The organism is Sutcliffiella deserti (assembly GCF_020037475.1).
GTDB classification, from domain to species: Bacteria; Bacillota; Bacilli; order Bacillales; family Bacillaceae_I; genus Sutcliffiella_A; species Sutcliffiella_A deserti.
Genome location: NZ_JAIQDB010000003.1, coordinates 69,404 through 93,535 on the forward strand (window position 1 = coordinate 69,404; position 24,132 = coordinate 93,535).

Below are 24,132 nucleotides of genomic sequence, written 5' to 3' on the forward strand. Positions count from 1 at the left end.
ACTTCTGTCCTCCCCCTAGATTTTCTTTACTTCATAAAAATTTCATGCACATATAATTCAAAATTCCCTTTTTCATCAGATGCATTCTTTAATGTAATTTGACCTGTAGAAAGTGTTTCTCCTGTTTTCGCGTCTATCACTGCAACATCTCCAACTGAGTTTGAAGTTATTTGGTGGGGAGCAGCATATAGTTTACCGTCTTTTATCTGTATCATTGGAATTTGGTCAAGTTCCAGATAAATCCGAACTTCTTGACCAGTTTGTTTGTCATCCAAACGATAAGGAGTCACTACCAGTTCCTGCTCCTCTAATCTCGTAAAATAAATGATAGATTTATCTACATAGCTAAGTTGGTTCTCCTTGAGATCCAATCCTGGCACATTAATAGACTCTTTTTCTTTCGTTACAAGATTATAAAGAATTATTTCCTGCTTAAAGTCAGTAACTCTAGTAGATTCTGGTTCTTCAACCATTGTTTCTTCTGTTTTTAGAAAGATAATATTTTCGTTCGCTGCAGAAGGATTACTTTCAACTAAACGTACGTATGAATGGGTATGTTCTTGCCACTTCGCAAATGTATAAATGTCTTCATGGGTAATTATTTCTTGATTAACAATATCAATCTCATAGATATGCTTTTTATCATGATAGTCATCATTCTTTCTTACCATGTTTTGTGTAATGAGGTATAACTTATTATCAATCAGTTGCACATCTTCCACAAAAATATGATCAAGTTCTACAGCACCCGGTACTTCTAGCGCAAAGGAGTTTGTTTTATTATCTTCTTTGTTTAACACTGCTATTTCGAATTTAAAATCATCCGGTCCAAACGTACCAAATGTATACTCTACATTTGCATACGCCAAAAACTCATTATCCTCATAATATAAGCTGCTGCTGGGAAATTTCCCTCTCATGAACGTACGATAGTCTTGTTGTAATTCTTTAATGTATGTCGGGTGATAGCCGATTATCTGATCCAAAAAAGAGCGACTATTATAAGTAGATCCTTCAGTTGTGATTCTTAAATTTGTACTAACATAACTCATAGAAGAAGTATTAGAATATGATCCCTCTAACACCAGTGAATCCATTACTTGCTCATCACCGCTTTGTGTTTCAATAATAAACTCTGGGTAGTGCTCAGCTGACCTGGCAGAATTCACATAGAACGTTGTGATGCTAAGCACAATACCAACAATTATCGCTAACGATTTCCAGTATTTTTTCATATTACACACTCTCCTATACGGTGATCTTTTTAATTAATAAAAATCCACTTAGCCAAGTTGTCGCTGCAAGCACTATTAGTCCAATTACGATTTCAAGTATCAACAATTCAAGTGGATAAAAGAAATCATTAAGAACAAATTCCTGTAAAAGTAGTGGCGAAATTAGGACAACAATCGCAATGGCGCTATAAATAAGACCAGCAAAGATTCCTTTCCACCTGAAACTTCTTTCCATTAGCACCAAGGTAAAAAGTATGGATACAACTAACAATCCAGCTCCATAAGATATGAAAAATTCAATAATGCTACTTGGAATAAGAATATTTAATCCTGGCATGCTGGTCACAAGTTCAACCACACCCATATCATTGCGGAATTCATTTGGGACCATCGTTTTCATCACAAGCATCTCTAGTGGAAGTAAGATAATTTGAAAAGCAACTAGACCAACTGTCATCATCATGATTGTCGTAAGCTTTGCAAAGAAAATATTAAATCGTGTTGTTGGTAGCATTAATAGTCGATAAATAAATGTATTTTTTCCAAGCCAATCTCTGTACCAAATAAGAAAGATATAAAGTCCAATCCCTGCTACACATAGCGCGATGGGTGCTGCAAACCACAAACTATTTGTAATCTGTAAGAAACTCATTTGACCGAAAGTATCTAAGAACGCCGCTTTAGACATCATCTCTTCATAAATTTGTTCATTAGCCATGTTCAAATACCGTCTTGATGACATAAAAACACCAATCATCTGCATAAGAAATGTAAGCCCAAGTAAGACTGCAAATAGTTTTGCTACACGGTTAAACTCAAAATTTACGAGCTTCAAGTAATTGTTCATCTCTGGTACACCTCTCTCATCACATCAATGACAGATTTGCCTTCGTTTTCACGAGCTTCTTCTGCGCTGAATTCTTTTGTAACTAACCCGTTATCTAGTAAGACCACCTTATCAATTAAGTGTTCAATATCTCCTACTTCATGTGTTGTAATGATAACGCCTCGATTTTCAATTAAATGGCTCGTAAACACTCTCGCAATATCCTCGCGACTAAACATGTCAATCCCCGAGAAAGGCTCATCCATTAATATATAATCCACCTCAAGCGCTAATCCAAGTAATAGATTAACTTTTGCTGTATTTCCCTTTGATAAGGAAGAAATTCGTTCACTTTGATTTAATCTAAAAAAACCGAGTAATTCGATTGCACGCTCCTGGTTCCAACATGTATAAAAGTCTCCCATAAACTCCATTGCCTCTCCAATTGTCATACTTGGAAGCATCGTAATCGCATCAGGGACAAATGTGATTTTTTCAAATGTTGTCTTATCTAACGGTTTTCCGTCTATTAAAATCTTTCCTTTATTAATAGGGGTAAGCGCCATAATAGCATTTAGTATCGTTGTCTTCCCAACCCCGTTTATTCCTATTAAGCAAGTAATCTCACCCTTGTTTGCTGTAAAAGAAACGCCTTTTAGTATTTTTTTTCGTCCGTAATTTTTTTCAACCTCTATCACTTCAATCATGTTTAATCCCCCTTATCAACGTGCGCTGTATACTTAGCCCTAACCAAATCAAGCAGTTCCTCAACAGGTACCTTAATGGAACCAACAGATGTCGCAAACGTATTTACTGCTTCAATAATCAACTCTTCTCTCACTTTACCTAGTGTTTTTGTATCTGTTGTAATTTTGCTAGGATGATTACGTTCCGTATAGATCAAGCCCTGCTCCTCCATTTCCTTATACGCTCGTTGTGCGGTATTAGGATTTACATTCATCCTGTTAGCCAACTCCCGCCTAGACGGTATTTCTTCACCTGGCTCCAACTCACCAATTGCAATTTTCTCTTTAAAATAACGAATGATTTGTAAATACACTGGATCACGGTTATTAAACTTCACATCCATCAGAACAACTCCTATAGAACTTATGACGTAACTAGCTTAGAATGAAGTGTATGTATTAAGTGGTTCATACACTATTTATAGGTGTATTATATGGTTAATACATTATGGTTGTCAATCCTTTCCTAAATAATATTTTTATCCTTTTTAACCTAAAAAGAGTGCAGTGAAGAAGGAGTGCCCAACAGATATGTAGAAGACATATTCAAGGGGAATTTTTTGAATTTTTTATATTCTTGTAACAATAGGAGGGACCCATGGGGAGATTAATACATTTTGAAATACATGTAGATGACATGAACCGCGCTAAAAATTTTTATGGTGAAGTATTTGGATGGGCATTTGAAGATTATAGCGATTTTGCTGGCATGCCTTATTTTGGGGCAGTGACTGGCGGTGAAGATGAGCCCGGAATTAACGGTGCACTAATGCAGCGTCAAGGTCCTCCTCCAGAATCCAACCAGCCTTTAAATGGTTATGCTTGTACAATGGGAGTAGAAAATTACGATGCGATCGAAGCGAAAATTCTTGGTAATGGTGGCGTGGTAGCATTGCCAAAATACGCGTTGCCTGGTATGGCATGGCAGGGGTACTATAAGGACACAGAAGGAAATACATTTGGCATTCATCAACCAGATGTTAATGCAAAATAGACTATCTGCATATTAGAAAAGGCGCTTTAATTGCGCCTTTTTTTTCAATTTCTGTGGAAGGACCCATTACTCTGTAGTTATATGTGCTTTCTTTACTTTAATAAGACTAAAGGAAGATCTAGTTGTGCTTTTCATCATATTCCTTAAGCCATTTTTCAGCAAAATCCACACCTTGCTTAAATGAAAATAATCGGCTTTCTGCAAGTCCAATTTTATTTATAGATACTTCAAAGTTACTCTCGAATTCTCTTCCTATCTCTTCAAAAAGCTCTTCTCTTGTCTCAATTTCTCGATAGGTTTTCCAAACACGTTCACCCTCTATAAAAATTGGATTTCCTTTACTTACAATTTCACGATAAGGAATCCTATATTCTGAAAGGTGGAAAGAAGTGTTATTACCATATCCAACTCCTAATAATAGGACAAAACAATCCAATTTATATAATTCAGCTAAAGGGGAGTTCTCACCCAAGCCAAATTCCAAACTATGTTCTTTAATGATTGTTTCCTTATCCTTTCCCCAAGCAGCAAAAGATACCTCTGGATGATTGCTCCTTATGACACCAGGAAAGTTTCGAAATGTTTCAGGTATTTTCCCCATAGCATAAGTTGGTGTATAAGCTGGGTGAAAAGCAGGCATTGTATCTCGAATAGGTTGCCACCATTCTTTAGGAACAGGAGGCCTTTCCCATCCTGATGGATCAGAAAGTAAGGCTGATTGAGTTGGCATAACTAGATTACCTTCTTCTGTTATAACTTCCATTAAGGCTTGAATAACAGCAACTTCTCCTCCATTTACCCATCCAATCGAGGATAATGAAGAATGAACGATAATGGTCATTCCTTCTTTAACTCCAATTTCTTTCAGATCATCTATAATAGAATTTATTGTATTAGGAAAATCAACTCTCTCTATTGCTTTCTTCATAATTTCTCTCCTCCAAGCTGTCTTAATTTGAAAATCTCCTTATCCTTAGAATAGCATTCGGTAGCGTCTTGGCGAAAGGTTCCGGATGGCAGATATAGTGCAATTCGTGTCGATGCGTGTCGAATGGCCTTTATATTGCTCCAAATGGTTGATAAAGCGAAAAAGTGGCTGATAAATTTAAAAGTTGGACGATATATTAAAAAGTTGGACGATAAAACAGAAAGTTGGATTAAATAATTATTCAAGATGGATAAATTAACCAAATTAACAGCTAACTCCACCCAATTCTCTTATAAATGTCCTCCAAAACTACCTAAAACAAAGAACCCATTCCTCAATTAGAGTAAGGGTTCTTCTAAAAGACTAAACTTTTATCAGCAAATCTCGGGAAAGAGAGGAAACGGAGCTTATTCCCGCTGTTGCCATTGTTACATCTAGATCCTTAATAAAATTTTCCACCACACTTTTTACTCCCTCTTCCCCATTAACCGCAAGACCATAAACGTAAGGTCTGCCAAGAAGGACTCCATCTGCTCCAAGGGCCAGGGCTTTTACTACATCCGCCCCTTTTCGAATTCCGCTATCAAAAAGAACAGGAATACGTCCCTCTACACAGTTAACAATGTCAGGCAAGGCCACTATGGAAGATAGGCATCCGTCAAGCTGTCTGCCTCCATGATTGGATACAATTACCCCATCTATACCATATTGAATTGCTTTCTCTGCATCAGCAGGATGTAAAATTCCTTTTAAGAGAATTGGAAGCTTTGTCACCCTACGAATCAAGGAAATATTCTCCCATGTAAAGCTTGGTGCAAAGAGAAGCTTCGTTTGTTCACTAATAGCAGCATTAAAGTCACTTTCCGGAAAACGAGTAAGCTTATCCCTGAAAACAGGATCTGAAAAATAATTTCCCGAGGCAGCCCCCAATTTAAAGGGAGCATATTGATTCGTGAAATCAGTGGCTCTCCAACCAAGTGCTGGCATGTCTACAGTTAGAACAATTGCACCATATCCAGCCTGTTCTGCCCTCTTCACAAAGCTTACCGTGATTTCCGGATCACTACTGCAGTATAGCTGAAACCATTTATCCTCTACCTCAGCCGCGATTTCCTCGAGCGAATTAGTGGAAACTGTACTCGCAATCATTGGAATCCCTAACCTATCTGCTGCCCGGGCAACGGCAAGATCCGCTTCTGGATGGACGATCCCTAAATTGCCGACTGGTGCTAAGAAATAGGGAGTTTTATAGGTTTTGCCAAATAAGGATATCGATAAGTTGCGTTCTGATACATCCTGTAAAAATCTCGGCCTGATTTTCCACTTCCTAAAATCCTTTACATTGTCCTGTAATGTTTCCTCATCCCCTGATCCGCTTTGCACATAGCTAAATGGATGTGGGTGTAAAGCATTCCGGGCTTTATTTTCCAAATCAATATAATGAAAAATAGTCACTGGCACACACCTAGTCTTTCTTTAGTTTAGCAGCCAGATAATTTCCAAGTGACTGCAGACCCTGCACAAGGATGATTAACAACACAACGGTTACATACATAACATCCACTTCATAGCGAAGATGGCCGTATCTATATGCGAGATCCCCTAGTCCACCAGCTCCTACTAAACCTGCCATTGCAGTTGCTCCGATGAGTCCTATCGTTGCGATGGTCAAACCTAACACGATGGAGGACCTCGCCTCCCTAATCATAACGTTCCAAATAATATCCTTCGTTCTAATACCCATCGCTTCATATGCTTCTATAACCCCTTTATCAACCTCTAAAAGAGACGATTCCATTAATCTAGCAATATACGGAGCAGTGTATACTACTAACGGTACAATTACACCGGTTACCCCAATGGAAGTACCAACGATGAGCTTAGTAAATGGCAAAATAAAGAATAGTAGAATAATAAATGGAATAGAACGAATGATATTAATGATGACGTTTAAGGCACCATGTAAATATGTATTATCCAAGCTTTTCCCCGGCCTGGTCAAAACAAGTAATACTCCAAGCGGCAAGCCAATCACAACAGAAATGGATAGAGAAATCGACAACATTTGAAAGGTTTGGATAATAGCCTCCCAAATATCTATCCCCCATTCTTCTATAAAGCTTTGAATCATTGTGCCACCTCCTCAATAATGACACCTTGTTCTTTTAAGTATTGAATGGAGCGGTCTGTTTCCTCAACCGGTCCCTTCAGATGAACAAGCAGGCTTCCGAATGGTTCGCCCTTTAGTTGTGTAATATTGCCGGAAAGAATGTTCGGGTACACATCATATTTTTTACTAATCGTTGCAAGTGCAGGCTCCTTCGAAGATGATCCGATGTATTTAAAAGACACGATTTTCCCTGTATCACGAAGAGACGTAAGAATTTCCTCTGACAGCTGATGGTTAAACAGACTATCAATAAATTTTTTGGTCGTTTTTTCTTTTGGATGGGTAAAAATATCGACTGTTTTTCCTTGTTCAATAATCTTCCCGTTTTCCATTACTGCTACCCTGTCACAAACTCGCTGTATAACATGCATTTCATGGGTAATGAGGAGGATTGTAATACCCAGCTCTTTGTTTATTTTTAAAAGAAGATCTAAAATGGCTTCCGTTGTATCAGGATCAAGAGCACTTGTCGCCTCGTCACTTAGAAGAATTTCAGGCTCATGAGATAATGCCCGGGCAATTGCCACCCTTTGCTTTTGGCCGCCTGAAAGCTGACTTGGATAAGATTCTGTTTTGTCAGTAAGCCCAACTATCGATAAATATTTTCTCACTCTTTCATCAATCTCTGACTTGGGTAGTCCCGTTAAGCGGAGTGGGATGGCAATATTTTCGTAAACCGTTGCTGTCTTCAACAGGTTAAAACCTTGAAAAATCATGCCAATCTTTCTGCGTGCTAATAACAGTTTTTGTGAGGATAAAGAAGTCAGGTCTGTCCCGTCGATAATCACTTGCCCTCCAGAAGGCTTTTCAAGCAGGTTAACACAACGGATTAGTGTGCTTTTACCCGCTCCACTGTAGCCGATTACACCAGAAATTTCTCCCTTTTGAACTTCTAAAGAAACATCCTGTAAGGCGTCAACCTTCCCCTTTTTAGTAATAAAGGTTTTCTCTATATTTAATAGCTTAATCATGGGGTGTTCTCCTCCCTAAGAAGTAAGGGTCACTATAAATAGCGACCCAATTATTTTTTACCAAGATGCCACTACAGATCCTTCAAATGTGTCTGCAATAAATTGTTTTACTTCGTCTGAATGATAAGCCTTAATCAGCTTCTCTAATACAGGGTCATTCTCGTTTTCTGCGCGTACTGCAAGTAAGTTAACCCAAGGAGAATCACTTGGCTCAATAAAGATGGAATCTTTTGTCGGTACAAAGCCGTGTTCAACAGCAAAGTTGGTGTTAATCGCAGCGGCTGCCAGTTCATCCAGCTGTCGGGGAATTTGAGATGCTTCAAGTTCTACAAATTCAAGATTCAGGTTATTTTCTTCAATGTCTTTTACAGTAGCTCCAACGTCTGCATCTTCCTTAAGTTTAATTAAGCCTGCCTGCTCGAAAAGGATAAGAGCGCGTGCACCATTTGTAGGATCGTTTGGAAGGCCCACTTTATCTCCCTCTTTTAACTCGCTAACATCCTTTATTTCCGATGAGTATATACCCATTGGAAAGTTTACCGTATTGGCAATTTCAACAAGATCTAAATCGCGGTCTTCTTTAAATTTATCTAAATAAGGCTTATGCTGAAAGCTGTTTACATCTAAATCTCCTTCATCAAGTGCTACGTTTGGCATTACATATTCGTTAAACACAACGATTTCTATTTCCAGCCCATCCTCTGCAGCTACTTCCTTTACCTTTTCCAGGATTTGTTCATGTGGACCTGCCGTTACTCCAACCTTCAGTTTGTCTTCACTCAGTGCACTTCCTGCTTCTTCTCCTCCACAAGCGGTAACTACAAGTAGCAAAAGGACATTTAAAAATACAAATAAGATTTTTTTCATATGTGATCTCTCTCCTTAGTTTTGTAATGTTCCTAGCTTTTCAATGGCAGCTATAATATCCTGCTGCGAGAATGTATCTTTCATAAAATGAATGGATTCGTGAGGTGCTAACGCTCGGTTTGCAATAACTTGGACTTGCTCACTGTTGATAATCTGCAAGTGTTCCAATTTGGACGGTAACCCTATCCGCTGGAAGAACGGCAGCAACAAATTTATTTCTTCTATATTTTTTTCTAGAGCGAGCTGTACTAGAATACCGTATGCTACTTTTTCACCATGAAGAAGATGATGAGTACTGGGTATGTAAGTGAGTGCGTTGTGAATGGTGTGGGCTCCTGCAATTCTGCCATACTCATCTCCAAATCCCCCGACCATTCCCCCAAGCAAAACATTGGACTCTAGAATGGTTAAAAAGGCTGGTGACAGTCTGTGATTCTCACAATCTTCAATGGCCCGATGACTATCTTCTAATAGGCGATCTCTACTCAACTTCGCTGCGTAAAGCGCAACTTGGACAGACATGGGGATATAGTCTAATCTGTGAGCAAGCGCTCTTGCCTCATACCATTTTGCCAGGGTATCCGCTATTCCAGCCTTTAAATAAGATAATGGTGCTTTCAGTATGACCCTAGGTTCCACTAGAACCATATAAGGACTACGCGGAAAAATCGTGTACGTGACAAAACGTCCCTCATCATCATATATGACGCTTAATGGTGTCCATGCTGCACATGTTGAAGCTAATGTTGGAACGAGGATGACATCCTTTTTTGCCACATGACCCACAGCCTTAGCCAGATCCAGCGCCTTGCCCCCGCCTATTCCGATCACCGCGTCAACCTCTAACGATACCGCCCTTTCCTTGCACCTACTAATCTCTGATTCTGAGCATTCTCCTGCATACTTTGTATAATGGACTTCGAAATCAGGAAGTTCCGGCCAGTAATCCTGAACCGCTTCAAACGACTTCTTTCCATGAATGACAAGTAGAGAATGAATGTCTCTTTCTTTTAAAAGTAACTCCAGTTCTTGTAATACACCGACATTGCATTTGTAAAAGCTCGGTGCTCCTTGTACTCGGATTGATACGATGTTCTTCACCTCCTGAAAGTTAGTATTAGAGAGGACAAAACAAAAAGCCTCTCTTTTAAAAAGAGAGGCATACGTATATAAAATACATCCGTCCTCTCTCATCTTTCAAAACACACAAATTGTGTTTTGCTGGAATTAGCACCTTTCCTTACACAATGTAAGAATGGTTGCCGGGCGTCATAGGGCCAGTCCCTCCGCCTCTCTTGATAAGAGATTTAGCTATTAAGTTAGTAAAGCAGTAAAGTGGTAAATTACTAAACTTTAAATGTAAGTATAGACCCCATTTTTCGTAGTGTCAATATAGTTTATTTAATGTAAACGTTTTATAGAATATTTTTTTTGAAGATTTTAATTAATTACTTATAGCTCATTTGTTCAGAACACATTTGTGCTCCTTTATTTTTCACTTTACTTCCTTTAACAGCATTTCCACTACCCACCTTGCTCAGCCTTCTTCTCAACTTATTTATCCTTTAAATGCATAACTTGGGCTTCCTTTTACATCTGTTTTAATTCTAAAAAGCCCCCCTGATAAAGGATAATCATTAAGTTGTTCTTTGTTCAGCCCAGTCCTTGCCGTTGTTATATATAATTCATTTAAATCTTTACCTCCAAAGACACACGACGTGACGTTTAATGCAGGAACCTCGATGGAATCGATTTGTTGACCTGTTGCAGGGTTCCATCTGGACACTTTTGAGCCCCCCCAATGGGCAATCCACAACATTCCTTCTTCATCAATAGTCATCCCATCAGGAGATCCTTCTCCATCCGGGAATCTAATAACATCAATAGGGGTATCAATATCTCCCGTCTCAACATTAAAATTAAATCGACAAACTTTCTTCGTTAAAGTATCTATGTGATACATAAACTTATTGTCCGGGGACCAGGCTATTCCATTTGATAATCCAACTTTATCTAACTTTTTTTGCACTTTCAAATTTGTATCCAAACAATATAGAGCTCCCTGGCCCTTATCATTAAACTTATTCATTGTTCCTGCCCAAAACCGTCCAGATGCATCGCATTTTCCATCATTAAATCTATTATTCGGCAAATGAATCTCTGGCTCATCGATGGGGGTAACTTTTTCCGTATCAAAGTTTAAATAATTAAAACCGTTTTCCAATGCCAGTACAGCCTCGTTTCTAGTTGTAAAAACAATTGCTCCAACATATTGCTCTAACTGAATGCTACGGTTTTCATTTGTAGCTGGATCAAAAATGTACACTTTCTTTTCTAAAATATCTACCCAATACAATAATTGCTGTATACTGTCATAACACGGACCTTCTCCTAGTGCCGCTTTGACATCTAGGACTAATTCTAATTTTCCTGCCAACTAAAAACACCTCGCCTTTCTAAATAAACTTAATTCTAGTAAAATTGCAAAATTCCTTTAATGCAACGTCTTGGCCATCACAAGAAATTTCGCTTTTAGTTCTATGAATCTTTTACCGATTGTAGGTTAATCTAAACAGTTTTCTTATAAGCTCGATTTCATCTCCATATTTAGCCCTCTGAAATAGCGACGACTTTTCTACCTGTTTTCGCCACTGTAATAAATTGGCCGTTCAGGAAAGCTTTGGGTCGAGGGACCAGTCCCCTTGACCCGCTGCCAGCAAAGGCTTTGCTTTCTCAGTACTTATCATTGACAAATAATTAAAAGGGAATGTATAGTGTATGTTATATTACGAAAAGGAGGGTTATTAAAGATGATGCATGCAGGAAGATTACGCCAGCAAACTTTGAACAATAGGTAACTTAATATGTTCATAGGCTCTGTTTTCATAAACAGAGTAAACGGGAGTAGTCTGCACATTTTTAATAATCTTCTACGGGGAAGTATACACTTTTACTTGGAAGAAAGGCAGCTATCTATCTATCTGCCTTTTTTTCTTATGTCTTTTTTTGCTGCTCTTTGCAAAGGAAGATGACTATTTGCTATACCTCGTTTACTCTTCACCACAGACAGCAGCCTGTCTGTGGTTTTTTTATGAATACAGTTACCGTGGCTTTGTCCAACGGGTAGCAGATTATAGGTAAGAGATACAAGAAACATGAATTAAACAATTTCATTAGAATGAACATTTGGAGGAAATAAACATGAATACACTGAAACTGAAACAATTAGCAATGAGTAATGGATTGGATATTGTAGAAGACAGTATTAAAATCAATGAGTCTGGCGTTGACTTTCAAGTAGCCTTCGTCCAAGATCAAAACGAAGATAAATGGATACTGAGAATTCCACGTAGAACAGCGTCAATGAGGAATGCAAATCAAGAGAAAAAAGCGTTAGATATCATTCAACACCATGCAAGCTTTCAAGTTCCTGATTGGTCTATCTTCTCTGAAAATTTAATTGCTTATAAGCAACTAAGTGGAATTCCTGCAGCAACGATTGACGTTGCACAACAGAATTATGTATGGAGTTTTGATGAATCTAATGTACCACCTGTTTTTCATCAGTCATTAGGTAAAACTCTAGCAGATTTACATTCATTGCCACAGGAAGAGTTCAAACACATTGGGATTGAAATTCTTCAGGCCAATGAGTTAAGAGCTTCTATGAAACGGCGAATGGAACGGGTTAAAGAACTATACAATATCAATCCAGCTTTATGGGATCGCTGGCAAACATGGCTGGCTGACGACTCCTTTTGGCCATCCCATGTAGGGGTAAAACATGGCGACCTACATCCAGGTCATATCCTTATTAATAGAAAAAATCAAGTAACTGGCATAATTGACTGGACCGAAGTCGGAATTGCTGATGTGTCTGTGGATTTCATGTCACATCACCTCCTTTTTGGAGATGATGGACTAACGAAGTTAATTGACGCTTATGACAACGCAGGTGGGAAAACATGGTCTAGAATGGATGAGCATATTGTAGAGCTTCTTACAACAAGCGGAATCACTGTAGCTGAATATGCTCAAGTTTCAGGTCTGCAAGAGATGCATGAAATGGCTGCGCACATGCTTGCTAGCGAAATGGAATGAGACGGACTGGTCGTTAAGCAAGGAAGAATAAAATTTTAAAGTTACTCTTGCTCAATGAGAGTAACTTTAAATAGTGTAAGATAACGATGAAATGAAACAATATTTATAATTTATGAAGAGCAACGCAGATAAAACTGCGTTGCTCCTTTTGGACTCGTTTATGCAAACTTGAAATTCTCTGTTAAGCAGTATTTAGTCTTTCACGCCATACCATCTTAACAGTTTGCTTGCAAAAGTGTGATGGATTTTATTGAAAGCTTTTCGCACATTTACAAAATATTTCCTGCTCCATTTGCTCATAGGCATTTTAGCGATTACCTTGCTATCCTATTTTTCTATAGCAAGGTAAAATTTGCTTTATGGTGCAGGGCAGTTAGCATGGTTACTGGGACAATGGGGTCGATGAACCTGTCCCCTTGACCCGCTGAAAATGAATAAGCCCTTTTATCGACACTGTATCACCTCAACTTTTTTTAAAATAAGGGAATAGCTCTTTTTGAAGAATAGCACCAAATAGTCAATAAGCTATTTGTTTAATTTAGTTAATATTGTTTGTAGCTCTGTCAAATCGTCAATGACCATATCAGCTTGAGAAAGTTCATCTTCTCGTGCAAAGTCAAAGTTGCACCCAATGGAAACTAAACCATTATCTTTGGCTGCATTTATATCTGAAAGTCGGTCTCCAACTACTGCTCCATTCGTGATGCTGTATTTCTTTATAATACCTTTTACCAGATCCGATTTATTCAACGATTCAATTTGTTGGATACTGAATGTTTCCGTAACCCATTCATCCAAATGATAATAACTGACAATCGCTTTTAAATATTCCGTTAAGCCATTGCTCGCTATGTATATCGAACAATCATTCTCTTTTAAATAACGAAAGACTTCCTTTACGTTAGGGTATAAAGCACCTTTACCGCTTTTTATATTTTCAATTAGTCTTGCTAGAAAATAAGTATCCGTTTGTTCTCTTTCCTCCACGGAATGATTAGGTAACAAAGTCCCCCATACTGTAGGTAAAGGCACACCCATAATTTCACGGTATTTATCAATAGGTGTAACTGTATCCCATTTATCTAGCGAACGTAAGTGGTTAAAAGTATCCTCAAGTGATAATTCTAGTATCTTATCTGTTTGAAATAATGTTCCATCCATATCAAAAATTAGTGACTGAGACATTTTTCTATCTCCTTTAAATGAACCTAAATCAATGCATTAATAGTTCAATTAACCCGCCTGTTTCTTATGAAAGGGGCGATCCAATGTGCTGCAATCGCTCCAGTTACTTGAATAAAAAATCCTTTGCTAAATTTAATTGTTCTTTTCATTATTTCGGATATATATCTTTTGTAGTGTTGAGTTGATATTATATAAAATTAAAAAAATAAACCATAACATAAAAAAAGTAACTATTTCACCAGAAAAAAAAGCCAATACTCCAATAATTATAAAAGAAATCCTATACCACCAATCCATTTTCCTCATTAACTCCTTTGAAGATATAAACATCTTTGTTATAATCCACTTGATTATTTTATCGCTTAATTGCCCAATTCAAGAGCGAACCAATTTGCTACTACACTCCTAGATGTTCGGTAATCTAATCGTTTCCATATTTCTGGTTTAATAATAAATTTCAAATATCAGACATTTACTCAAGATATATTCCCATAAAAAAGAAGCTTATCTTGTTGCAGATATGCTGCAGATAAGTTCCCGTTAATTTAAGTACATTCTTTCACAATTAGAGTTAGTTTTATATCAATTATTGGTTAATTTTATTCTAACACCTGTCTTTTCTTATCCAATTAAAACTGCATCTACCTCTATACCTATAGTTTGATGTCCTTATGCAAGAAAATGATTCTTTCTATTTCTTCAAAACCATTTTTCTTATAAAATTCTTCGGCAGGTATACCTCTATCTGTGAGAAGTGCAATGTTACTTATATTACTGCTATGAAGCTCTTTTATTAAATGATTTAACATCGCCCTTCCAATACCCTTATTTTGACTTTGTGTCTTTACACACATTTCATTAATAAAAAACTCATCTCCGCTCCACCATACTCTGTTTACCCCAAAAATAAAGCCGAGAATTTCGTCGTTTTCTACCGCTAAAACGCCTAAAAATCCAGGTGTCTGGTAAAAATTCAGTAAATATTTTTCAGCCTTTGTAAATGTCCATTCATCATTCCAAGGCTCATCGTTGAATACTTCAATAAATGTCTCCGTACATTTAACTAAATCATTTTTTGCTAATAGTTTAAATTCCAAGGTAAATCCTCCTTATCGCTAAATTCATTATTAAAACCACCTTAACCGTTTATTTCATGGATTATTCTATCACAAAAAGTAAAACTCCTTATTCGCCTACCTGCTCGTTACTTCAATAAGCAATAGGAGCTGCCAAATGACAACTCTTGTTTCACTCTAGCCCGTTTGTTGAACAAGGGAATAACACTAATATTCTTAACTAATATTTCAAGGATGCCGCCCAGGTGCAATAAAATAAATAGCGCTAAAAGGACAATTGCAATTGAAAAAGGCAAAATTGACCTCATTTCAACTGAATTTCTTAGAAGTGCTTCATTATCAAATATAAAGGTTATAGAGCCAACGTATTGAATTAGTAAAGTTACTTTTTCAGATTTAGAATATTGTATTTCTTTGTTTTCTTCTGTGAGATTGATATAGTTTAACTTCTCTGGATTTTTGACTAATAACCCGATAAGGTACCAAGTTAAAACACTAATAGAGGGCATTATAAATAAAATAAAATTCGAACCCCATTTATCAGCCTTTCCACTAGTAAAATGAACAGCTATTTGATTTGGAATATCTGACCAAAGATAAAATAAATTGAAAACATGATATCAGAAGATAGCAGTTGAGATTATAATAATTGTTAATTTAATCGACTTATTTTTCATTTATCCTCCAATTCTTATTGCTCATCACACTGTTTTCTTCCAGTAATATTTAATGTGTTTTAAAATTATTATTAGTTTCACTTTCTTGAACATTCCTCCATTGTGAAACAAGGTTCATTAGCCTTTTTCAAGTAATGGGCGTTTGTTTAAGAAGAAACTAAACCGAACAACCCTAAAATAGAATACAAAATAAATCCGACACCGATGAAAATTATGATAAATCTAATAATCCAAGGCAATTTAGGTGGGGGGGGAAATGCTATAATGCCAACCGCTAAGAATAAAACACCTATAATTAGACTAAGAGTAAACACTTAATCTAATCTTGACCGCTAATGACAACAATGTCTCCAACCATTTGTATTTTATTATCTTCTACAATGATTCCGTCCCCATCATTTCCGGCATAAACTGTTGTTCCAGTTGTTTTCGCATAATTGTGAACTTCTGTTTTATATTTTTCATTCCAGCGGTTGTAGTGAGGTAAAAACTCAAAATCAACTAGTTGTAATGTCTCTTTTTCACTGCCTGAATCCCCTATAAACATCTGAAATAACTTCGTTGATTTCCCAAGTTGCACTGCTCCACCACTTACACCTACGATTGTTCCTCCCTGTTTAAAATAATTGCTTAAAACCATTTCCATATTACGCTTTTTGATAGCTTCCCTAAATTTAATAGGGTCTCCTGCAGAAAGATGAATAATGTCGCATTGAATTAACTCATCAATCTTTAGTGAATTAAATTCATCATAAAGGTCAAAAAACATAATATTTGTGATTCCATATTCACGATAATATTTTACTTTAGTATTGAAATGAGTCTTTTCCTTGTCTTCAGTAGAAGGAATATAACCTATTTTGATAAATTTTAGCTCCTTACTCGCCAAAAGAAGGTTGTCTAACCTTCGATTACCCGGAGACTCAACTACTTGGTCACTATAAAAAAATAACTTCCCCATTTTAACACCCTCTTTGTTCTCTTCTTCTACAAAAATTGCTTCGTTCATTAAAACTTATTTTTATTACAGAAAAACTCTCTTTTTTCATTAGGAGTATCTGCCGTTAATAATTTGGTTATTTTTTCTGGGTAAAGCCAACAAGTAGTATATATACAAAAATAGAAACAGGTGCAGTAACCAAAAATAGTGCCCTTAAAATTAAAACTGGTATACCAAATGACTTAGAAATCCAGCGACACACCCCAAAAATCATCTTATCAGTGGTTGGTTCTTGTAACATTTTAATCTCCCCATTCTCCCATTAATGTCTTTTAATCTATATTCTTTATATTCGGAGTAGCATTTACGTAGGGGCCAGGTTGTTTAACAAAGGATTATATATTATTTTAGATTTTTAGTTCTTGTTAAAATCTCTGAAACACCTATTGCTATACTTGCATTAAGCATCACTAATACAGAGCCCACCATAGTGGTACTTTCATAATCAGAAAAGAAATTCATAACAAAGAATATAAAACTAAGAAAAAATACAATAATGCCGAAGATAAATAAAAGTCTATCCATGTCACTCACCCCAGAACAATAATTTTCATTCTTAATCTACACTCCTGCCCTATTGCTTCTTACCAATTATTTCAAAAATCAGACATTTAAACAAGGAATATTTCCATATAAAAGAAGCTTATCCTGTAGCAGATAAGCTTTCGTTAATTCAACAACCTCTATCTATAATTGAAACTTTGTTATTATAATGCCTATGAAAAAAATGAAACCAGAAATGAAATATATGTACGATGTCACTTTGTTATTAGTTTGTAGATGGTAACCTCCAATCAGCAGTAACGCCACCCCAAAAAGTAAAATAGCAATATTATAATCAAGAAATACGATTACAACTGAAATAATTAAAAGTACAAGTCCAATTAGTCTCACATAGCTCACCCCTCTAAATACAAACTCCTTCTTCCACCAGCACATCAAAAGCAATACCGAACTTCCCACCTCCAAGGGTTACTAACTCCTTAGAACTGCACTCCATATCGATTACCCTGCTAACCTAGTTTTCTTTAGCGACGTTAAATACGCACTGGGTCAATGTACCTGTCCCCTTGACCCACGTTTTTGGTGCATGTATTTCATCCATTTTTTTAGCTTTAATGTGTAGATAAGATATCCGAAGCTAGATATTAGAGATACTCCGACGGAAAGTTGAATAATTAGTTGATGGGAAGTATATATTCCTATTCCCATTCCGATTAAACCGAGGAGTGTTAATTGAAAGAATTGTTTTTTGTTATTTTCATATATAGAGAATTGAAAATGTCTTCGTTGTTCAGTTTCTTTCATATTCTCCAGTGTTTGAGGTAGTTTTAGAAATTCTGTAAAAGAATGGACCGTTTTGAATAAAGGTTGCGACTGCAACCATATCAAGAAAAATGACCACTTGTTATTACCTTGTTTACTTAACCACTCTATAAAAACTGGTTTTACAACGCTAAGAAGTTCATCCTCTTGCGACAAGTTACGAAGCTGTCCTTCTAGCGTTAGGAAAGACCGCCCTAAGAATACAAATCTCGTTGGCACTTGGATAGGTAATGCTTGAATCATATCATTCATTTCCAATTTTAATTGTAAAAAATCCATTTCTCTCCATTTTTCAGGTTGAAAAGACATTAATTCGGCCAATAGCCTTTCCATCGTTCTTGGTTCTGCTTCAGGGAGCAAGAATCCTAAGTGAGTCAAGCTCTCTACAGCTTTATGGTAATTCTTTGATAGTAACCCTTCTATTAATGCTTGAAAATATGTCGCATCCCTTTTAGAAATCTCGCCTACCATTCCAAAATCAAGTAATATAATTTGTCCTTCATTTGATACGAGTATGTTTCCTGAATGGGGATCAGCATGGAACATACCTGGTTCAAGCCACTGAGGAAGAAAAACTTCAAGAAGACGCTCTGCCAAATCATGTTGGGTAACTTCTAATTGATCTATCTTTTCTTTATCTGTTAGCTTGTTTCCAACAATCCACTCCATTACCAATACCTTTGGCGTACTCCATTCCGGATACACGTCTGGAATTTTTACTTTATCTACATCCTTAAACCTTTTTTGAAAATGAACTAGGTTATTTTTCTCCTGTAAAAAATCAAGTTCTCTTACAATAACTTCCTTGAGTTCTTTAAATAAAACCTTTAAATTGATAAACCCTTTTGGCATTGGAACAAAATGATGCGCAAACCATATGATCATACTCAACGTACGCAAATCAGTTTTTATAATGGATTGAATATGTGGCCGTTGAACTTTAATTGCAACTGATTGACCATTTTTAAGCATCCCTCTATAAACTTCTCCTATAGAGGCGGAAGCTACTGCCTTTTTATCAATGGAAAGCAGGGTTTGTTCCAAAGGACCTTTCCATTCTTCATGAAGAACTTCCTCAATCTCTTCCCATTCTGAAGGGGGTACTTTGTCTGTAAGGTCTTGTATTTGCCGGATAAACCCTCCAGGGAGTAAGTCCGCACGAGTGCTTAGTAATTGCCCAATTTTAATAAGTAGTCCTTCTAATTCAAATACTGTACTCCGAAACCTTCCCCCTATACTCTCCCATAGTTTTTCCCAATCAGATTCCGGTTTTTTCCTTAACTTATACCAATAGATTTGAAGAAAGATGATAAATGCCATTGATAACAACTTTGACATCCGCTTTAACTTATTCCTCGTTTTCATCCAATCACTTCTTTTCATTAATAATGAAAGATTAAGTCATCTCTTTGTTAAATACATTTTTTCACAAAATCACCTAAAAATGAAGACATTTATTGCGACAGTATGAGTCTAATATAAAAAGACGATCACATGGAATGTAATCGTCTCTTAAATGGTTGAACTATTACCAGTGTCGTTGTACTGTGTGACTGGTTAGTTTTATCTATTGCTCTTAAACAATCTAAATTTTACTCAAGCGTTAAATGTAGACTAGCTACTTTTCGGTTTTCGTTCATCTGATAGCTTTTATATCAATAACTTAATTTATATACTCCTCAGATTTTTCAAGGCTTCTCGTCTACTCAGTGGCTTTAAATCGTTTAATGAAACAAATTGTTTCACAGCTACCGGGTTAGTTTTCCCATATTCTCTTAACACCCAGCCTATTGCTTTTTGAACAAAAAACTCTTCACTGTTAGCCCTGTTCAAAATATATAGAAATAAACGCTTTTCATCTGTTTTATTCTTATAATAAAGCTGATATAGTAACGCTGACCTTTGTAACCAAATATTATCATCTAAAATCCATTGATCTGTATATGGAGAAATTAATTTTGGATAGGCTGAAAACATATGCCCCATTATATGAGGGGAAAGCACATCCACGGTATCCCACCATGACTTATTAACTAATAAAGAACTTAACCAAGGCATATCATCTGGGGTGAGGTCTGCTTTTACTTTTTCAAGCATATCGAGAGCTGCTTTTTGATACTCTCTTTCTGAACGTTCCCATAATGTAAGAATGATATATTCTAGGTTCTCTTTTGTCGGTACACCATATTCATGAACAAACTGTTTTGTAAGTTTTCGGCGTAAAGGTGTTCGAATACCTATAAAGTCAAATTGGTTCCTCAAATAATTTTTAGACCAGTTAGCATAATTCAAATCAATATGTTGGGTATATAGCTTCACAAGTTCATCAACATAACTATCTTTTAAAATCATCGCGTACTCCTAGTTTTTTATATTTTAAACTCATCCAAAATCCATTAATCCTATACTTGTTCCTGCAATCTCTCTCGTTGCTGTCGTGCTCTTTTCCGTTAAATAAAAAAACCCTCTAAATTTTAGTTTAATAGCCCGTAAAAAATCCAAATACCGATTTGTACGGGCTATCCCTCTGATCTATTTAAGTCAAATAATTAATGATTGTGGGTATGGTCATGAGAAGGTAGAGTTTTTTCAGGATTAGCCCCTGGTTCCACCACAATAAACTGTCCCATCATTCCTTGATCTTCATGCATTAAAATATGGCAATGAAACATATAGGGGACCTCGTGATTGACATAACTTTCAAATCGCGCGATTACAGTCACTTTACCTGTTGGTGGTAAATAAACAGTGTCCTTCCATCCTTTCAAATACTCAGGTGGTTCTTCTCCGTTTACATCTAGAACAGAAAAATGAATTCCATGTGCATGAAAATTATGATAGGTTTCTTCTCTAGGATTAACAAGTTTCCAAATCTCTGTAGTCCCCGCTACTACTACCTCATCCACACGGTTCATATCCATTTCTTTTCCATTAATTAGACTCGTACCCGTGAGTTCAAAATGACGAGTTTCAACAACATCTGATGGTAACGGCCAATCAATCTTTACTAATTCTGAAGGAATCATTGGAAGTTCAGTTAGGTCATTACCGCTCTGAATTTTTAAGATATCAAATGTGTCGTCTCCTCCATTATACCTTTGGCTCCAGAACGGAGATTCCAGATCCGGGCTATTACTTTGAAGAACTACAGAATCATTTGGTTTAATTGGGACAACTATTTCTGCTCGTTCCCCGGGTGATAATAATAGACTTTCGATTTCTACAGGAGTTTCTACCAGACCGCCATCTGTAGCTATGAGTTGGTACGTTCGCTTGTCGTCAAATTCAAAGTTGTAAACCCTGGCAGTAGAAGCATTTAATATTCGTAATCTTACTAGGTTGGTTGTTGCCTCAAAGTTAGGACTATGTGTACCATTAACTAAAATTTCATCGCCTAATATACCAACATTACTGAAAATCTTGGATTCATTAGACATGGAACCATCATTGTTAAAGCTTTTGTCTTGAACAATAAGAGGAATATCATTAATTCCATAATCGTCCGGAAGATTCAACTCATTAGATTCTTTGTCATCAAGAATAAAAAGTCCGGCTGCACCTCGGTATACATGTTCTGCCGTTTCTCCATGCAAATGAGGATGAAACCATGTTGTTGAAGCTGGTTGACTGATTGTCCAGGTAGGAGACCAAACTTTACCAGGTGAGATTAACTGGTGAGGACCTCCATCCATTTCCGCAGGTAAAATCATTCCATGCCAATGAAGTGTAGTGGGTTCATTAACATCATTTTTAATATTAACTACTACCTCATCCCCTCGTTCAGCTCGTAATGTCGGTGCCAAATAAGGAGCGCTTATCCCCCAGGTTTTTGTGATTTTCCCATCTATAAACTCCACTTCTCCATTATTAAATGTTAAATCAAACACTTTTCTTCCTTCACTATCTATCGTTGGCTCTAATAATTCTGGTATTCTTAAAGGGTTATCAAAGGACAGTTCCCCAACTGTAGAAGTCTTGGAGGAAACAAAAGTCCAAGCCATAAAACCTGCCGTGCAAACAATTATAAAAGAGATAGCTATAATAAAATAAAGAAGATATTTTTTCACTTTAGTCACCATTAAACCTCCATCTGAGTTGATTGAGCTATAGCATTGCTTCACTAAAGCCAGCTTGATATAAGAGGGAACTTCAAAGTATAATAAAGAAGAAGTGCGCCAACACTTCTCTTTACACTGCTTTAAAAGTAGGGATATTTCGTAATTTCCTAAAGAGCCACCTTTTGCTTAGCAGGGCGTAGGGTGGTTATCTTTTTGTTTAACAGGTCCCTCATAGATCTTTCCGTCTTCAATGTGTAGAACTCGGTCACAAAGCTCTAACATTCGTTCATCATGTGTAACCATAATCGCTCCTTTATTTTTACCCTTGACTTCCTTTAACAGCATTTCCACTACTTGTTTTCCACGAGTATAATCCAAACTCGCAGTAGGCTCATCCGCCAAGATAATATCAGGATTATTCATAAAAGCTCTTGCAATAGCTACACGTTGTTTTTCTCCACCTGAGAGCTGGGCAACATGGCTATTTACTCTGTGAGTTAATCCAAGATCCTCCAACAACTTAACAGCCTTTTCTTTATTTTGTTTATTACGTATTTTACCTATTTCAGAAACTAACAATAGTTGATCCTTTACTTTTAAAAACGGAATTAAATTTGCAGATTGAAAGATAAACCCAATTTTGTTTAAACGGACATTCTTCAGTTCTGCAGAATTGTAACTGGAAATCTGTTCTTTATTTATCTCTATCATTCCACTTGTTGGACTTAACAATGCTCCGATAATCGATAACAATGTACTTTTCCCAGATCCGGAAGGACCAACAATTGCAACAAACTCTCCTTTTTTAATTTCAAATGAAATATCTTTTAACACAGAAATTTGAGTGTCACCATCCATAAATGTTTTAGTGACATGTTCAACTTTTAAGATCGATGTCATTAATCTACCCTCCCAATTGCTTCTAATGCATCTACTTTTGCTATTCTATACACGGATAAGAGTGAACCAACTATATTAAGAATTAAGAACAATAGTCCTGTCAATAAGATTAATGAAATAGATAGCTCAAATGGCATCTCCGCCGGTAACAGCTGGGTCATTCCACTTATGCTAATCAGACTAAATCCAAAGCTAATGAATGTGATAAGCACTACCTGCATGATAATTCCTTTCGCTATGAATCTCGTATTTGCTCCAATTGCTTTTAAGACACCAAACTGATTTGATTTCTGAATAGTAATAACATAGAAAAATACTGTTGAGATAAACGCGGAGATGATAAATAAAAATGTAATCATCATCAATAATGACCCTTGCGTTTCACTGTATCCTGGAATCGCGTTTACCGTTTCTTCCACTGTTAGGACATCATAACCTTGAAGTTCCACTTGCTCCCCGTAGTATAAAATGGCATTGTTCTTATCATGGTTTCGCAATTCCCTTTCCTTCCAGTGAGAAATACTAGTATAAACAACAGGCAAATGATTAAGTGTTTGATTCTCAAAGAAACCTACTATTTTAAACTCAACACCTAAATTCTCATCATAGAATGTATCATGTAAGTCATATCCTTGATTTTTAATGGAGCTGTCAACAATTACTTCATTATTACTAATTTCATTAACTGGTTTACCCTCCATTACATTTGGCATCGTGTTATGGTGAGGGTTTAAAGCAAAATAGACAACATCCGTTAATTGCCCATCACTTTTTATTGATGACATCGTTATCGTTAACGGTGTAGAGTGGTTAACGTCTATTTGTTCATAAATCTTTTGTGTCTTACCCTCATCAATTTCAGATTTGGTCAAATTACCATCCGCTGTTTCATTCATCATGACAAAGTCAGCTGGCAGGTTCTTAATTGAAGAACTATCTGCATTAGATAATCCACTTGCCAAACCATTCATAAAAAATAACAGAAAAAGAATCGCAGTTAAAATTACTCCCACTAAAATATATTTCAGCTTTGACGAGGAAAGCTCCCTAATCGCTAAAAACATATAGTCAC

General features: G+C 36.6%; 21 protein-coding genes, 2 pseudogenes and 1 riboswitch. Of the genes and pseudogenes, 2 read left to right on the forward strand and 21 right to left on the reverse strand.

Features of this window, described 5'->3' with window-relative positions; all coding sequences use genetic code 11:
- Nucleotides 1-26: 26 nt before the first annotated feature.
- The 4 genes from K9B36_RS08735 to K9B36_RS08750 are packed head-to-tail and all read right to left on the reverse strand — an operon-like array spanning nt 27 to nt 3,151.
- Complete coding sequence (locus K9B36_RS08735) at nt 27-1,235, reverse strand: hypothetical protein (protein WP_223701664.1); 1,209 nt, start codon at nt 1,233-1,235, stop codon at nt 27-29.
- Nucleotides 1,236-1,248: 13 nt separating this feature from the next.
- Entirely contained in the window at nt 1,249-2,082 is an 834-nt protein-coding gene (locus K9B36_RS08740) for a hypothetical protein (RefSeq protein WP_223701665.1), read from the reverse strand.
- Entirely contained in the window at nt 2,079-2,768 is a 690-nt protein-coding gene (locus tag K9B36_RS08745) for an ATP-binding cassette domain-containing protein (protein ID WP_223701666.1), read from the reverse strand. Before K9B36_RS08745 ends, K9B36_RS08740 begins: the two co-directional genes overlap by 4 nt.
- A gap of 2 nt (nt 2,769-2,770) precedes the next feature.
- Nucleotides 2,771-3,151 (reverse strand): GntR family transcriptional regulator, encoded by a 381-nt coding sequence (locus tag K9B36_RS08750; RefSeq protein ID WP_223701667.1) that lies wholly within the window; start codon nt 3,149-3,151, stop codon nt 2,771-2,773.
- A 254-nt stretch (nt 3,152-3,405) separates the two neighbouring features.
- Here K9B36_RS08750 and K9B36_RS08755 point away from each other — a divergent pair, with 254 nt between their 5' ends.
- Nucleotides 3,406-3,801 carry a VOC family protein gene (locus K9B36_RS08755; RefSeq protein WP_223701668.1) on the forward strand — a complete coding sequence of 132 codons (396 nt, stop codon included), beginning with the start codon at nt 3,406-3,408 and terminating at the stop codon, nt 3,799-3,801.
- Between the two features lie 118 nt (nt 3,802-3,919).
- On the opposite strand, the gene K9B36_RS08760 is transcribed toward K9B36_RS08755, so the two are convergent.
- The 7 genes from K9B36_RS08760 to K9B36_RS08790 form a co-directional block, all read right to left on the reverse strand.
- Nucleotides 3,920-4,729 carry an aminoglycoside N(3)-acetyltransferase gene (locus K9B36_RS08760; protein WP_223701669.1) on the reverse strand — a complete coding sequence of 270 codons (810 nt, stop codon included), beginning with the start codon at nt 4,727-4,729 and terminating at the stop codon, nt 3,920-3,922.
- Between the two features lie 363 nt (nt 4,730-5,092).
- Entirely contained in the window at nt 5,093-6,184 is a 1,092-nt protein-coding gene (locus K9B36_RS08765; RefSeq protein WP_223701670.1) for an alpha-hydroxy-acid oxidizing protein, read from the reverse strand.
- A 10-nt stretch (nt 6,185-6,194) separates the two neighbouring features.
- Entirely contained in the window at nt 6,195-6,860 is a 666-nt protein-coding gene (locus K9B36_RS08770; RefSeq protein WP_223701671.1) for a methionine ABC transporter permease, read from the reverse strand.
- Nucleotides 6,857-7,870 carry a methionine ABC transporter ATP-binding protein gene (locus K9B36_RS08775; RefSeq protein WP_223701672.1) on the reverse strand — a complete coding sequence of 338 codons (1,014 nt, stop codon included), beginning with the start codon at nt 7,868-7,870 and terminating at the stop codon, nt 6,857-6,859. Before K9B36_RS08775 ends, K9B36_RS08770 begins: the two co-directional genes overlap by 4 nt.
- A 57-nt stretch (nt 7,871-7,927) precedes the next feature.
- Nucleotides 7,928-8,737 (reverse strand): MetQ/NlpA family ABC transporter substrate-binding protein, encoded by an 810-nt coding sequence (locus K9B36_RS08780; protein WP_223701673.1) that lies wholly within the window; start codon nt 8,735-8,737, stop codon nt 7,928-7,930.
- Between the two features lie 15 nt (nt 8,738-8,752).
- Nucleotides 8,753-9,931 (reverse strand): iron-containing alcohol dehydrogenase family protein, encoded by a 1,179-nt coding sequence (locus K9B36_RS08785; protein ID WP_223701674.1) that lies wholly within the window; start codon nt 9,929-9,931, stop codon nt 8,753-8,755.
- Nucleotides 9,925-10,042, reverse strand: a riboswitch (SAM riboswitch). It overlaps the preceding gene by 7 nt.
- Nucleotides 10,043-10,295: 253 nt before the next feature.
- Nucleotides 10,296-11,174 (reverse strand): SMP-30/gluconolactonase/LRE family protein, encoded by an 879-nt coding sequence (locus K9B36_RS08790; protein WP_223701675.1) that lies wholly within the window; start codon nt 11,172-11,174, stop codon nt 10,296-10,298.
- A 764-nt stretch (nt 11,175-11,938) separates the two neighbouring features.
- Here K9B36_RS08790 and K9B36_RS08795 point away from each other — a divergent pair.
- Complete coding sequence (locus tag K9B36_RS08795; protein ID WP_223701676.1) at nt 11,939-12,838, forward strand: macrolide 2'-phosphotransferase; 900 nt, start codon at nt 11,939-11,941, stop codon at nt 12,836-12,838.
- Nucleotides 12,839-13,363: 525 nt separating this feature from the next.
- On the opposite strand, the pseudogene K9B36_RS08800 reads toward K9B36_RS08795, so the two are convergent.
- The 10 genes and pseudogenes from K9B36_RS08800 to K9B36_RS08845 form a co-directional block, all read right to left on the reverse strand.
- Nucleotides 13,364-14,044: pseudogene (locus K9B36_RS08800) on the reverse strand (HAD hydrolase-like protein); the annotation flags it as partial.
- Between the two features lie 632 nt (nt 14,045-14,676).
- Nucleotides 14,677-15,120: a GNAT family N-acetyltransferase gene (locus K9B36_RS08805; protein WP_223701678.1), complete on the reverse strand. Its 444-nt coding sequence runs from the start codon at nt 15,118-15,120 to the stop codon at nt 14,677-14,679.
- 107 nt (nt 15,121-15,227) lie between these two features.
- A pseudogene (locus K9B36_RS17050) lies at nt 15,228-15,689 on the reverse strand (DUF1648 domain-containing protein); the annotation flags it as partial.
- A 406-nt stretch (nt 15,690-16,095) separates the two neighbouring features.
- Complete coding sequence (locus K9B36_RS08815) at nt 16,096-16,737, reverse strand: Type 1 glutamine amidotransferase-like domain-containing protein (RefSeq protein ID WP_223701679.1); 642 nt, start codon at nt 16,735-16,737, stop codon at nt 16,096-16,098.
- Between the two features lie 115 nt (nt 16,738-16,852).
- Nucleotides 16,853-17,017 (reverse strand): PspC domain-containing protein, encoded by a 165-nt coding sequence (locus tag K9B36_RS08820; RefSeq protein ID WP_223701680.1) that lies wholly within the window; start codon nt 17,015-17,017, stop codon nt 16,853-16,855.
- 812 nt (nt 17,018-17,829) lie between these two features.
- Nucleotides 17,830-19,467, reverse strand: a complete 1,638-nt coding sequence (locus K9B36_RS08825) for an ABC1 kinase family protein (protein ID WP_223701681.1) — start codon at nt 19,465-19,467, stop codon at nt 17,830-17,832.
- 303 nt (nt 19,468-19,770) lie between these two features.
- Nucleotides 19,771-20,454, reverse strand: a complete 684-nt coding sequence (locus K9B36_RS08830; protein ID WP_223701682.1) for a DNA alkylation repair protein — start codon at nt 20,452-20,454, stop codon at nt 19,771-19,773.
- Nucleotides 20,455-20,651: 197 nt separating this feature from the next.
- Entirely contained in the window at nt 20,652-22,178 is a 1,527-nt protein-coding gene (locus tag K9B36_RS08835; protein ID WP_223701683.1) for a multicopper oxidase family protein, read from the reverse strand.
- Between the two features lie 168 nt (nt 22,179-22,346).
- Nucleotides 22,347-23,060, reverse strand: coding sequence for an ABC transporter ATP-binding protein (locus K9B36_RS08840; RefSeq protein WP_223701684.1), 714 nt, complete (start codon nt 23,058-23,060; stop codon nt 22,347-22,349).
- On the reverse strand, nt 23,060-24,124 hold the full coding sequence (locus tag K9B36_RS08845) for an ABC transporter permease (protein WP_223701685.1): 1,065 nt from the start codon (nt 24,122-24,124) through the stop codon (nt 23,060-23,062). Before K9B36_RS08845 ends, K9B36_RS08840 begins: the two co-directional genes overlap by 1 nt.
- Nucleotides 24,125-24,132: the final 8 nt, after the last annotated feature.